Origin of the sequence: Streptomyces sp. NBC_01352 (assembly GCF_036237295.1) — a bacterium.
Taxonomy (GTDB): Bacteria; Actinomycetota; Actinomycetes; order Streptomycetales; family Streptomycetaceae; genus Streptomyces; species Streptomyces plumbiresistens.
The window spans coordinates 9346078-9358596 of record NZ_CP108354.1 but is presented as its reverse complement, the minus strand read 5'-3'; the positions used below and the strand labels follow the sequence as shown (position 1 = coordinate 9358596).

The window sequence follows — 12519 nt, the reverse complement described above, 5'->3', positions numbered from 1 at the left end:
ACCAACAGGCAAGGGCCGTACCGTGATTCACGCGAGGCGCAGCCGTAGTGTCGTGGCGACGGCGGGCGTCCACCGGCCGTCCGAAGAACGGAGCACCGCAGCGATGAACGACCCCAGGATCCTGACCGTGCGCCCCGAACCGGGCGAGTACGCCTGGACGTTCGGCGGGGCGCCGCCCGTGGCGCGTATCGCGCCCGGCACAGTTCTCGACCTGTACACGGAGGACTGCTTCGCCGGCCGGGTGCGGTCCGAGAAGGACCTGGTGTCCGAGGTGTGCGAGTTCCCCTTCCTCAATCCCCAGACGGGTCCCTTCTACGTGGAGGGCGCCGAACCGGGCGACACGGTCGCCGTGCACTTCGTGTCGATCGAACCGGCGCGGGACTGGGCCGCGTCGACCACGGTCCCCCTCTTCGGCGCGCTCACCTCGACGCACACCACCGCCACGCTGCAGCCCCCTCTTCCGGAGACCGTCTGGATCTGGCAGCTCGACCGCACCCGGCGCACGGCGTTGTTCCGCGCCCACGACAGCGACATCGAGCTCGAGCTTCCCCTCGACCCGATGCACGGCACGGTGGGCGTGGCTCCCGCCAACCTCGAGGTGCGCTCGGCGCTGGTGCCGGACGCACACGGCGGGAACATGGACACGCCCGAGATGCGAGCGGGCGTCACCTGCTACCTCGGGGTGAATGTCGAAGGCGCCCTGCTCAGCCTCGGCGACGGGCACGCCCGCCAGGGCGAGGGGGAAACCTGCGGAGTCGCCGTCGAGTGCGCCATGAACACCGTGGTGGTCGTCGAGTTGCTCAAGGGGCTGGCCACGCCCTGGCCGCGGATCGAGTCGGACACCCACATCATCTCGACGGGCTCGGCACGCCCGCTGGAGGACGCGTTCCGGATATCGCAACTCGACCTGGTGCACTGGATGGTGCGCGACTACGGGTTCAGCGAGGTGGACGCGTACCAGTTCGCGACCCAGGCCGTGGAGTCGCCGTTGGCCAACGTCTGCGACACCAACTACACCTGCGTGGCCAAGCTCCGCAAGCAGTGGCTGCCGCCCCGCGAGACACACCGGGGAGTGCATGCGCGGCTGCGAGAGACGGCGGCGACTCTCCGAGGCTGAGCACCTCCATCAGGCGTCGGGCGCCGGTCTTCCCACCGAGGCACGCCTCACCAACCCCCGTCCTCGAAAGGCGATTCGTTCATGGAACGCGCAAGACCGCTCGTCGACAGGCGTCGCCTGCTGAAGGGCGCCGCTCTCGCCGCCGTCCCCTACGCGCTGCTCCCCGACGCACGCGCCGGAGCCGAGCCCCAGGCCGTCGACTTCCCCGCCGCCGAGTGGCAGCCGGCGACCACGTACAACTACACGGTGGCCGACCGCCCCACCGCCCACCCCGTCGACCACGTGATCATCCACGTCACACAGGAGACGTACGCGCAGACGCTGGCCATCTTCCAGAACCCGCAGAAGAAGGTGTCGGCGCACTACCTCGTCCGGTCGGCCGACGGCCATGTCGCGCAGTGTGTCCGCGAGGCCGACATCGCCTGGCACGCGGGGAACTGGGACAACAACACGCGCAGCATCGGCATCGAGCACGAGGGCTGGGTGGACCGGCCCGCCTACTTCACCGACGCCCTGTACGAGCGGTCGGCGCGGCTGACGGCGGCGATCTGCGCGACATACGGCATCCCGAAGGACCGCGCGCACATCATCGGGCACTACGAGGTGCCGGGCACCGACCACACCGATCCCGGGCCGAACTGGGACTGGGCGCGCTACATAAGGCTGGTCAACTTCGCCTGACCGGAGCGGTGAGGGCCTCACCGTTCGGGTGAGCGCGGTCGAAACGGTTGTCCGGGCGGGCACCCGGCGTGACCATGTCCCCAAGCGCATCGCTTTTCGGGGAGGCCGAGTTGTCCGATCCGTGGGTGGCCCTCGAGCCGGGGGCCGACCCTGCCGAGCACCTGCGAATGCTGCGTCGCGCGCACGAGACGTTCACCGAGGTGGGCATGGTGCCGCGGCCGGTGCGATCGGTGGTGGCCGATTCGTGGCGGCGTTCCGCACGGGCGGGTGTCGGGCCCGACGGCACCGCGAGCGTGGAGCTCATGGGCGGTGACCTCGGTGCCTATCGGGCCGAGCATCCGCTGGCGCGGGTGATGCCGCTGTTCCGTGAATTGCTGGGCACGTTCGCCTCCGACGGCGAGCACCTGCTCGCGGTGTGCGACGCGCACGGCAGGCTGCTGTGGGTCGAGGGCCATCCGGCCACTCGCGCACAGGCGGGGCTGATGAACTTCGTGCCGGGTGCGCGCTGGGCGGAGACGGCGGTCGGGACGAACGCGCCGGGTACGGCGGTCGCCCTGGACCGGCCGGTGCAGGTGTTCGCGGCCGAGCACTTCATCCGGCGGGTACAGCCCTGGACCTGTGCGGCGGCGCCGGTCCACGATCCGCGCTCCGGGCGGGTGCTCGGTGCCGTGGACATCACCGGTGGGGACGGGCTCGCGCATCCGCACAGCCTGGGGTTCGTGCAGGCTGTGGCGCGGGCCGCCGAGTCCCACCTGGCGCTGCTCACACCCGAGCAGCCCGCCACCGACACTGCCGAGCTGACCGCGCTGGGTCGCGACGAGGCCCAGTTCGTCACCGGTGGTCGCAAGATCAGGCTCAGCCGTCGGCACAGCGAGATCATGGTGCTGCTGGCCCGCCATCCGGAGGGGCTGACCGGCGACGAGCTGCTGTGCACGCTGTACGAGGACGAGTCGGTGACGCCGGTGACACTGCGCGCCGAGTTGGCCCGGCTGCGCCGGGTGCTCGGACCGGGCCTGCTCGCGTCTCGGCCGTACCGGCTCACCGTCCCGGTCGAGTCCGATGTCGGGGTGGTGGAGCGGCGGCTCGAGACCGGCGCGATCATGGCGGCCGCGACCGCGTACGCGGGACCGCTGCTGCCCGGCTCCCAGGCCCCGGCGGTGCGCAGGCTCAGGCGCCGTCTCGCCGACGGACTGCGTACGGCGTTGATCGCCCGCCGCGATCCCGACCTGCTGGCGGACTGGGCGCACGCGCCCTGGGGCGAGGACGACCTTGACGTATGGCGGGCACTCGCGGCGGTACGGCCGACGCCGGCGATCCGGGCCCGCCTCGCCGCGCTGGAGTCGGAGCTGGCGGCACCGCCGGCGTGGGCCCGTTCGCCGGGACACTGACCCAGAGGCCGAAGGACCCGAGGGCCCGAGGACCCGCCTTGCGCCGGTTCACGCAACGTACCTGCAACCTCCCGCTGCCTAGCCTCGCGCCGAGAGCTGCCCAACGGCGGGCAGCGCTTCTGAAGGAGGCCGACCGGCATGACTCGTTACGCGGCGCCCGGAACCGAGGGCGCGATCGTCTCCTACCAGACGCGCTACGACCACTTCATCGGCGGCGAGTACGTGCCGCCGGCCCGCGGACAGTACTTCGAGAACCCGTCGCCGGTGAACGGGCAGCCGTTCACGGAGATCGCGCGCGGCACGGCCGAGGACGTGGAGCGGGCTCTGGACGCGGCGCACGCGGCGGCGCCCGGCTGGGGTCGCACGTCGGTGACCGGGCGTTCCGACATCCTCTTGAAGATCGCCGACCGTATGGAAGCGCATCTCGAACCCCTGGCCGTCGCCGAGACCTGGGAGAACGGCAAGCCCGTGCGGGAGACGCTGGCGGCCGACATCCCGCTCGCCATCGACCACTTCCGCTACTTCGCGGGCGCGATCCGCGCGCAGGAAGGCTCGCTCGGCGAGCTCGACGACGACACGGTGGCGTACCACTTCCACGAGCCGCTCGGCGTCGTCGCCCAGATCATCCCGTGGAACTTCCCCATTCTCATGGCGACCTGGAAACTCGCCCCCGCCCTCGCGGCGGGCAACACGGTCGTCATCAAGCCCGCCGAGCAGACCCCGGCGTCCCTCCACTACTGGATGAGCCTGATCGCCGACCTGCTGCCGCCGGGCGTGGTGAACATCGTCAACGGCTTCGGCGCGGAGGCGGGCAAGCCGCTCGCGTCCAGTCCGCGGGTGGCGAAGGTGGCGTTCACCGGCGAGACCACGACGGGGCGCCTGATCATGCAGTACGCCTCGGAGAACATCAAGCCGGTCACCCTGGAGCTCGGCGGCAAGTCACCCAACCTCTTCTTCGACGACGTGTGGGCGAAGAACGACGACTTCCGCGACAAGGCTCTCGAGGGCTTCACGATGTTCGCCCTCAACCAGGGCGAGGTGTGCACCTGCCCGTCGCGCGCCCTCATCCAGCGCGGCCACTACGCCGAGTTCCTCGAGGCGGCCGTGACCCGCACCGAGCTGATCCGGCCCGGCCATCCCCTCGACACGGACACGATGATCGGCGCCCAGGCGTCCAACGACCAGCTGGAGAAGATCCTGTCCTACCTGGACATCGGCCGGCAGGAGGGCGCGAGGATCCTCACCGGCGGCGAACGCGTCGAGTACGACGGCGAGTTGAAGGGCGGCTACTACGTCCAGCCGACCATCTTCGAGGGCGACAACCGTATGCGGATCTTCCAGGAGGAGATCTTCGGACCGGTGGTCTCGGTGACGTCCTTCGACGACTTCGACGACGCGATGAAGATCGCCAACGACACGCTGTACGGCCTCGGCGCGGGCGTATGGACACGGGACATGAACACCGCGTACCGCGCCGGCCGCGCGATCCAGGCGGGCCGCGTCTGGACGAACTGCTACCACGCCTACCCCGCGCACGCGGCGTTCGGCGGCTACAAGCAGTCCGGGATCGGCCGCGAGACGCACAAGATGATGCTGGAGCACTACCAGCAGACGAAGAACGTTCTTGTTTCATACAGTCCGAAGAGACTTGGGTTCTTTTAGAGTCTAAAGTCGGTTGCCTGGAGGCTTCGTTGGACTCCAGGCAACCCACCACGAATGTCACTCTCCGTCATTGGCTTGACACCTGCGCTGCTGTCCAAGCTCCAAAGGATCCGTCCGCCCAGCGGTGACCCTCCGTTGCTTCGGCACTGAAAGTGATCCAGAACCACGATTCGCGCGTCGCCGACAGTGGCCGACGCACGACCCACCGCAAAGTTCCGTCGGTGACGAGATACATGAGATTGGAACGTCCAACCGAACCAGCGGCTCAGGGCGTCCAGTTCGAGACCCGGCAGGTCGCTGGTGTCGGCGAGAGAGGCCGAGTGCGTCATGGCGTGACCTCCGCGGCGTCGATCAGTCAGCTGTATGGCGCTTCGCGGTCACGTTCCCTCGTCCGGTCTCCCTGCCGGCCGCGAGGTCCCGGCCGATGATCTCCTTCATGATCTCGGTGGTCCCGCCGTAGACGGTCTGGATGCGGGAGTCGAGGAAGGCTCGCGCGACGGGGTACTCCTTCATGTAGCCGTAGCCTCCATGGAGTTGGAGACAGCGGTCCACGGTTTTCGTCTGGAGCTCGGTGGCCCACCACTTCGCCTTGGCCGCGTCGACGGCGGTGAGGGTGCCCTCGTTCAACGCCTCGATGGCACGGTCCAGGTAGACGCGGGTGATGTCGGCCTGGGTCGTCAGCTCAGCCAGCAGGAAGCGGCTGTGCTGGAAGTCCGCGACCGGGCGGCCGAAGGCGGTGCGCTCGGTGCAGTAGTCCAGCGTCTGCTCCAGCACGGTCTCGGTGACGCACTGGGCCGAAACCGCGATGGCCATCCGTTCGCGCGGCAGCCGCTCCATCAGGTGCACGAAGCCGCGGCCCTCCGTGCCCAGGAGGTTGGCCGCCGGTACGCGGACGGAGTCGAAGAACAGTTCGGCGGTGTCCTGCGCGTGCAGACCGATCTTGTCCAGCTTGCGGCCCCGGGTGAAGCCCGGCATGCCGCGTTCTACGACGAACAGGCTCATGCCGCGCGCTCCGGCGGCGGGATCGGTGCGCGCCAGCACGATGACCAGATCGGACAGGATGCCGCTGGTGATGAAGGTCTTGGTGCCGTCGAGCACCCACTCGTCGCCGTCACGGACGGCGGAAGTCCGGATGCCCTGGAGGTCGCTGCCCGCGCCGGGCTCGGTCATGGCGATGGCCGTGATCGTCTCGCCGGCACAGATGCCGGGAAGCCAGCGCCGTTTCTGTTCCTCGGTGCCGAGATCCAGGAGGTACGGCAGCACGATGTCGTCCTGGACACTGAACCCCGAGCCCAGGGACGCCGCACCCACCTCGGCGAACTCCTCCATCATCACGGTGCGGTAGCGGAAGTCGTCCTGTCCCCCGCCGCCGTACTCCTCGGGCACGGCGAGCCCCAGCAGCCCCTGCTTTCCCGCGGCCGTCCACACCGCCCGGTCGATGAGGTGATCGGCGTCCCAGCGCTCCTGATGCGGGACGACCTCTCGTACGACGAACTCCCGCACGACGTCGCGGAAGTCCTCGTGGTCCTGGTCGTAAAGAGTGCGCTCCACTGTCCTTCTCTCCTCAGATGTTCGCTCGGTTCAGGGCCTCGGCGACGGTGGCCAGACAGGCCGCCTTCTCCTCATAGGTGACGCCGTGGGGGATGACGGACAAGGTGGTGACACCGCTTGCGGCGAAGGCGGCGAGCCGGTCGGCGATCCGGTCCACCGGACCGAGCAGGCTGGTCTCGTCGATCAGCCCGAACGGCACCTCGACGGACGCGGCTTCGGTCTCGCCCGAGAGATAGAGGTCCTGCACGGTCCGCGCCTCCTTCTCGTAACCGAGCGCACGGGCCTGGGCGTTGTAGAAGTTCTTCTCCCGGCTGCCCATACCGCCGACGTAGAGCGCCGTGTAGGCGCGGATCCGGTCGGCGCAGGCGTCGAGGTCGTCCCCGACCGACACCGGCACGCTCGCCACGACGTCGAAGCCGGCCAGCCCCCGCTCACCGCGTCCTTCGCGGAGCTGGGCGAGGTTCTCGTCCGCGTGGGACGGTGCATGGAAGAGGGCGAGCCAGCCGTCCGCGATCTCGCCGGCCAGGCGGATGTTGCGCGGTCCGACGGCCGCCAGGTAGACGGGGATCTCCTCCCGCAGGGGATGGATGATCAGGCGCAGCGGTTTGCCGGGGCTGCCGCCCGGGCCCGGCAGGGGCAGCGGATAGTGCTCGCCCTCGTGACGGACGAGTTCGCGTCGTACGACGGCCCGTACGACGTCGATGTACTCGCGGGTGCGGGCCAGCGGCTTGCCGAATTCGACGCCGTGCCAGCCCGCCGACACCTGCGGACCGGAGACTCCCAGACCCAGATGAAAGCGGCCGTCCGACAGGGCGTCCAGGGTCGCGGCCGTCATGCCGGTCATCGCCGGGGTGCGTGCCGGGATCTGCATCACCGCCGAACCGAGTCCGATCCGCGTGGTCCGGCCGGCGAGCCAGGACAACACGGTTACGGCATCGGAGCCGTAGGCCTCGGCGGCCCAGACGACGTCATAGCCGAGGCGCTCGGCCTCCAGGGCGAGTGCCAGTGGTTCGGCGCCTCCGTCTCGGCCCCAGTGGCCCATGCTCAGGCCCAGTCTCATCGGTTCTCTCCTGTGTGAGGGTGCTGGACGACGACCGACGCGGCGAGCAGCCGGTCGGTCTCCGGACCGTCGACCCCCCAGTGGGCGAGGGCGGTCCGGGTGTCCCGACCCACCACCGGCGGGGGTCCCTGGACTGCGCCCGGGGTGCGGTCGAAGCGGGGCGCGGGCGCGGGCTGTCGTACGCCGGCCGTCTCGGTGAAGACCGAGCGTGCCGCGTTGTGCGGGTGGAGGTGCGCTTCCCAAGGGCTGAGCACGGGGGCCACACAGGCATCGGTCGGTTCGAACAGGGCGGTCCACTCGTCGCGGGTGCGCTCCTTGAACACGGCGGCCAGGCGCTGGCGCAGCTCGGGCCAGCGTTCGCGGTCGTACTGTGCGGGCAGGTCCGGATCGTCCGACAGACCGAGGCCGGTGAGGAGTTGGGCGTAGAACCGCTCCTCGATCGGTCCGACGGCCATGTGTCCGCCGTCGGCGGTCTCGTACGTCGTGTAGAACGGTGCTCCCCCGTCGAGCAGGTTCTCTCCCCGGCCCCCCTGCCAGTCGCCCGTCGCCCGCAGGCCGTGGAGGGCGGTGGTCAGCAGGGCGGCGCCGTCGACCATGGCCGCGTCGACGACCTGTCCCAGGCCTGAGCGCTCCCGTTCGTACAGTGCGGCCAGGATCCCGAGCGCCAGCAGCATGCCGCCGCCGCCGAAGTCCCCGACCAGGTTGACAGGCGGCACCGGGGGCCGATCGGGCGGACCGATCAGGCCGAGGGCGCCGGAGACAGCGAGGTAGGTGATGTCGTGCCCGGCGCGCGGCGCGAGCGGACCGCTCTGCCCCCAGCCGGTCATCCGCCCGTACACCAGAGCAGGGTTGACGGCCCGGCAGTCCTCGGGACCGATGCCCAGACGTTCGGCGACCCCGGGCCGGAAGCCTTCCACCAGGACGTCGGCCCGGGCGGCGAGGTGCCTGACGAGCGCGGCGCCGTCGGGGTGCTTCAGGTCGACGGCGAGGGAGCGGCGCCCCCGGGCGAGCGGGTCCGTGGAGCCGCGCGTGTCCGGGTCGACGTCCGAGGCGCGGTCGACGCGGAGCACCTCCGCGCCGAGGTCGGCCAGGACGGTGCAGGCGAAGGGACCCGGGGCCATGCTGGCGATTTCCAGCACGCGCAGGCCTGCCAGCGGGCCACGTCCGACGGCGTTCGAGGCTGTGGTTCCTTCGCGGTTCACGTGTACGTGCCGCCGATCTCGATGGTCATCTCGCCGTCCCGGTACAGCCGACGGACGGCACGCTTGTCGTACTTGCCGACGCTGGTCTTCGGGATGACGTCGAGGAACGTCCAGCGCTCGGGGATCCACCAGTGCGCGACCCGTCCTTCGAGGAAGTCCCGCAGCTCGGCCGGCGACACGGCGGCACCCTCGGCCAGCGAGACGCAGGCCAGAGGCCGCTCGTCCCACTGGGGATCGGGTACGCCGACCACCGTGGCCTCCACGACGGCAGGGTGTTCGGCGATGGCGTTCTCCAGCTCGACGGTGGAGATCCACTCACCGCCGCTCTTGATGCCGTCCTTGAGACGGTCGCGTACGACGATCCAGCCGCCGGGCCCGACGGTGCCCAGGTCGCCGGTACGCAGCCAGCCGTCGTCGAACTTCTCCGCTGTGTTCTCGGCGTGCAGGTAGGATCCGGTCACCCAGGGCCCGCGCAGCTGGAGTTCGCCGACCGACTCTCCGTCCCAGGGCTGCTCGTTGCCGTCCATGCCCATGACGCGGACTTCGACCAACGGCATCACCCGGCCGCTCTTGACCAGCCAGTCGACGTCCTCCTCCGGCGCCGTGCCGCGCGGCGGCGCCGACCAGCTGGCCAGCGGGCTGGTCTCGGTCATGCCCCAGCCCTGGGCGAGCTGGATGCCGTAGCGCTCCTTGAACTCGGCGACGAGGGCCCGCGAGGGGCTGGAGCCGCCGCAGCCGGCGAGCCGGACGCAGGAGAGGTTCAGCGGGTGCTGTCGGCCGTGGTGCAGCAGACCGTTCCAGAGGACGGGGACGGCGGCGACTGCGGTGGGCCGCTCCTCGTCGATGATGCGGGCGAGGTCGGGGACGGTGAGATGCCGTCCGTTCATGATGATGTCGGCGCCGGCCAGCCAGCCGGCGTAGGGCCAGCCCCAGGCGTTGGCGTGGAACATCGGCACGATCGGCAGGATCCGGTCGCGGTCGGACATGGCCGCGGCGTTACCGCTGGAGATGCCCAGGGTGTGGAGCAGGATCGAGCGGTGGCTGTACGCCACGCCCTTCGGGTCGCCGGTGGTGCCGGTGGTGTAGCACAGGGCGGCGGCGGAGCGTTCGTCGACATCGGGCCAGGCGAAGCCGGGCTCCTCGGCGTCGAGCAGCGCGTCCCAGGCGTGGACCTGGATGTGGTCGGGCAGGTCGGGCGTCGCGCCCTCGCCGACCACGACGACGTGGCGCACGGTGGGGAGATGGTCGCACACCTGGCCGAGCAGGCCCAGCAGCGTCGAGTCGACGACGATGACCCGGTCCTCGGCGTGCTCGATGATGTAGCCGAGCTGGTTGGGGTGGAGGCGCAGGTTCAGGGTGTGCAGGACGGCGCCCATGGACGGCACCGCGAGGTAGGCGGCCATGTGCTCCAGCGTGTTCCAGCACAGGGTCGCGACCCGGTCGCCGCGCTCGACACCCAGCCGGGTCAGGGCCGCGGCCAGCCGCTCCGCCCGCTCGGCGGTCTCGGCGAAGGTCCAGGACCCGCCGCCGTCCTGGGTACAGCGCACCACACGGCTGTGTGCGTGCACTCGCTGTCCGTGCCGTAGCAGGTCCCCGAGCTGGAGGTCCCGGTCCATCATGGTGCTCTTCATCGGTTCGACTCCTTTGTCGCGACGGCTCTGAGTGCTCGGCGGGCGATCGACCAACGGTGGGTCTCGGACGGGCCGTCGTAGATGCGGAAGGGCCGTACCTCGCGCAGATATGCGGACAGGGGCAGGTCTGCGGAGATACCGAGAGCGCCGCACACCTGTACGGCGCGGTCGACGATCCGGCCGACGGCCTCGGCGGTGAAGGTCTTGGCGACGGAGGACTCGTGCTTCCCGGAGCGGCCCTGATCGAGGACCCAGGCGGCCTCGCGGACGAGGGCCCGTGAGGCTGCGAGATCGATCTCGTTGTCCGCCAGCTGCTGCTGCACCATGCCGAGTTCACCGAGCCGACTGCCGAACGCGGTGCGCTCGGCCGCGTAGCCGAGGGCCAGGTCATGGGCCCGGTGGGCCAGGCCCAGCCAGCGCATGCAGTGGGTGAGCCGGGCCGGGGCCAGACGCACTTGGGCGTAGGCGAAGCCCTTGCCGACTTCGCCGAGGACGGCGTCGTCCCCGACTTCGCAGCCGTCCAGTTCGATCTCGCAGTGCCCGCCGGTGAAGCCCTGGTCGAGGCTCGGTATGTGCCGGACGAGGCGGAAACCAGGGGTGTCGGTGGGTACGAGGAACATGGTCGCCGCCGGATCGGAGTCCGTGCCGGTGCGCGCCATGACGCTGGCGAAGGCGGCTCCGTCGGCGCCGGTGATGAACCACTTGCGGCCGTCCAGCACCCAACCCCGGTCCGTCCGACGAGCGGCTGTGGCCAGCTGGGAGGGATCCGATCCCGCGCCGGGCGCGGGTTCGGTCATCGCGAAGCAGGACCGCACGTCCCCGGCGGCCAGCGGCTTCAGGAAGCGGTCGCGCTGTACGGCGTCGGCGATCTTCTCCAGCAGCAGCATGTTGCCCTCGTCGGGCGCCGCGCAGTGCAGGGCCAGCGGGCCCAGAAGGCTGCGGCCGGCCTCCTCCAGGACCACGGACTGTCCGCGCAGGTCGAGGCCGAGGCCGCCGAGATCCTCCGGGACGGTCGGGGCGAAGATCCCCGCCTCGCGGGCGGCCCGCTGAAGCGTGCGTCGCAGGGCGTCGTCCGGCGCGCCCTGCCCGCGGAGCATCTCCGCTTCGGCGGGGAGCACGGTCGTCCGGACGAACTCCGCGGTGCGGTCTCGCAGTTCGACGAGCTCGGGCTCAAGGGTGAAATCGATCGCCATGGGGTCCTCGCGGCTCTTGGAGTGGCGATTACTTAACGTTCGTTCGAACGCTATGAGCGGATTGCCGCACAGGTCAAGCTCTCGAAGGGAGAAAACGCCCGTACAGAGACGGAAACCTTGACGTCGCCAGCTGGTCGACTCTAGCGTTTCTAACGAGCGTTAAATAGAGCTCTAGCAACCGAAGGAGTCGCGCATCATGCCGACAGCCGAAACGGACGCACCGACGCCGGTGGTCACGCTGGAGCGACGCGGCGCCGTCGCTCTGATCACGCTCAACCGACCCCGAGCCCTCAACGCCGTGAACGCGGACCTCTCGGCAGCCCTGGGTACGGCCCTGGAGGAATTCGACGCCGACACGGACCTGCGGGTCGCGGTGGTGACCGGCGCAGGGCGGGCCTTCTGTGCGGGCATGGACCTCAAGGAAGCGGCGGCGGGGCGCTCCGTGAACGATCCGCTGCATCCCGAATGGGGCTTCGCGGGCATCGTCCGGCACCCGGTCGGCAAACCGCTCGTCGCCGCCGTCAACGGACCCGCGCTGGGTGGCGGCGCCGAGATCGTCCTGGCCTGCGACCTGGTGGTGGCCGACGAGAACGCAACCTTCGGAATGCCCGAGGTGCATCACGGGCTGTTCCCGGCCGCGGGCGGGGTGCTGCGGCTCCAGCACCGGGTGCCGCGCAACATCGCCCGGGAGATCGCGCTCACCGGAACCCCCGTGGACGCCGCCACGGGCGCGCGGTGGGGCCTGTTCAACCAGATCGCGCCGGCGGGCAAGTCGGTCGACGTCGCTCTGGAGCTCGCCGAGCGGGTGGCGTCCGCCGCACCCCTGTCCGTGCACGTGGTGAAACGACTCATGTCCTGGAGCGAAGGCCAGAGCGAGGCCGAGGCCTGGACCGAGAACGACCGCGCTTTCCAGGAGGTCCTGGCCGGCGACGACGCGAAGGAAGGTCCACTCGCCTTCGCCGAGAAGCGCGCGCCCCGATGGGCCGGGCGCTGACCTTCGGCCCCGCCGTCCCCACCCAGCTTGTAGCAGTAAA

Annotated in this window: 10 protein-coding genes; 5 read left to right on the top strand and 5 right to left on the bottom strand. The window is 70.3% G+C overall.

The window, feature by feature from the left end; genetic code table 11:
- Positions 1–103 precede the first annotated feature (103 nt).
- The 4 genes from OG252_RS43005 (at position 104) to exaC (ending at position 4848) form a co-directional block, all read left to right on the top strand.
- Positions 104–1117, top strand: coding sequence for an acetamidase/formamidase family protein (locus tag OG252_RS43005; RefSeq protein WP_329342975.1), 1014 nt, complete (start codon positions 104–106; stop codon positions 1115–1117).
- Between the two features lie 81 nt (positions 1118–1198).
- A complete protein-coding gene (locus OG252_RS43000) occupies positions 1199–1798 on the top strand; it encodes an N-acetylmuramoyl-L-alanine amidase (protein ID WP_266444217.1) in 600 nt (199 codons plus the stop codon).
- Positions 1799–1908: 110 nt separating this feature from the next.
- Complete coding sequence (locus OG252_RS42995; protein WP_329342972.1) at positions 1909–3186, top strand: GAF domain-containing protein; 1278 nt, start codon at positions 1909–1911, stop codon at positions 3184–3186.
- Positions 3187–3324: 138 nt separating this feature from the next.
- Positions 3325–4848, top strand: coding sequence for an acetaldehyde dehydrogenase ExaC (exaC, locus tag OG252_RS42990; protein WP_329342970.1), 1524 nt, complete (start codon positions 3325–3327; stop codon positions 4846–4848).
- 351 nt (positions 4849–5199) lie between these two features.
- Here the strand turns inward: exaC and OG252_RS42985 are convergent, their stop codons facing one another.
- The 5 genes from OG252_RS42985 to OG252_RS42965 all read right to left on the bottom strand — a co-directional run bounded on the left by OG252_RS42985 (position 5200) and on the right by OG252_RS42965 (position 11485).
- Positions 5200–6399 (bottom strand): acyl-CoA dehydrogenase family protein, encoded by a 1200-nt coding sequence (locus tag OG252_RS42985; protein ID WP_329342968.1) that lies wholly within the window; start codon positions 6397–6399, stop codon positions 5200–5202.
- A gap of 13 nt (positions 6400–6412) precedes the next feature.
- The gene (locus tag OG252_RS42980; protein ID WP_266444096.1) at positions 6413–7459 is read right to left on the bottom strand and encodes an LLM class F420-dependent oxidoreductase; all 1047 of its coding nucleotides are present in this window, start codon (positions 7457–7459) and stop codon (positions 6413–6415) included.
- Positions 7456–8580, bottom strand: a complete 1125-nt coding sequence (locus OG252_RS42975) for a CaiB/BaiF CoA transferase family protein (RefSeq protein WP_266444094.1) — start codon at positions 8578–8580, stop codon at positions 7456–7458. Before OG252_RS42975 ends, OG252_RS42980 begins: the two co-directional genes overlap by 4 nt.
- Positions 8581–8657: 77 nt before the next feature.
- The gene (locus OG252_RS42970; RefSeq protein WP_266444091.1) at positions 8658–10292 is read right to left on the bottom strand and encodes a long-chain fatty acid--CoA ligase; all 1635 of its coding nucleotides are present in this window, start codon (positions 10290–10292) and stop codon (positions 8658–8660) included.
- Positions 10289–11485, bottom strand: a complete 1197-nt coding sequence (locus tag OG252_RS42965; protein WP_266444089.1) for an acyl-CoA dehydrogenase family protein — start codon at positions 11483–11485, stop codon at positions 10289–10291. Before OG252_RS42965 ends, OG252_RS42970 begins: the two co-directional genes overlap by 4 nt.
- Positions 11486–11681: 196 nt before the next feature.
- Between OG252_RS42965 and OG252_RS42960 the strand changes: the two genes are divergently transcribed.
- Positions 11682–12479, top strand: coding sequence for a crotonase/enoyl-CoA hydratase family protein (locus OG252_RS42960; RefSeq protein ID WP_266444086.1), 798 nt, complete (start codon positions 11682–11684; stop codon positions 12477–12479).
- The last annotated feature ends 40 nt before the right edge of the window (positions 12480–12519 follow it).

Coding starts and splice junctions, on each gene's coding strand:
- OG252_RS42960 (WP_266444086.1), top strand. CDS start 11,682: ATGCCGACAGCCGAAACGGACGCACCGACGCCGGTGGTCACGCTGGAG.
- OG252_RS43005 (WP_329342975.1), top strand. CDS start 104: ATGAACGACCCCAGGATCCTGACCGTGCGCCCCGAACCGGGCGAGTAC.
- OG252_RS42965 (WP_266444089.1), bottom strand. CDS start 11,485: ATGGCGATCGATTTCACCCTTGAGCCCGAGCTCGTCGAACTGCGAGAC.
- OG252_RS42975 (WP_266444094.1), bottom strand. CDS start 8,580: ATGGCCCCGGGTCCCTTCGCCTGCACCGTCCTGGCCGACCTCGGCGCG.
- OG252_RS42970 (WP_266444091.1), bottom strand. CDS start 10,292: ATGAAGAGCACCATGATGGACCGGGACCTCCAGCTCGGGGACCTGCTA.
- exaC (WP_329342970.1), top strand. CDS start 3,325: ATGACTCGTTACGCGGCGCCCGGAACCGAGGGCGCGATCGTCTCCTAC.
- OG252_RS42980 (WP_266444096.1), bottom strand. CDS start 7,459: ATGAGACTGGGCCTGAGCATGGGCCACTGGGGCCGAGACGGAGGCGCC.
- OG252_RS43000 (WP_266444217.1), top strand. CDS start 1,199: ATGGAACGCGCAAGACCGCTCGTCGACAGGCGTCGCCTGCTGAAGGGC.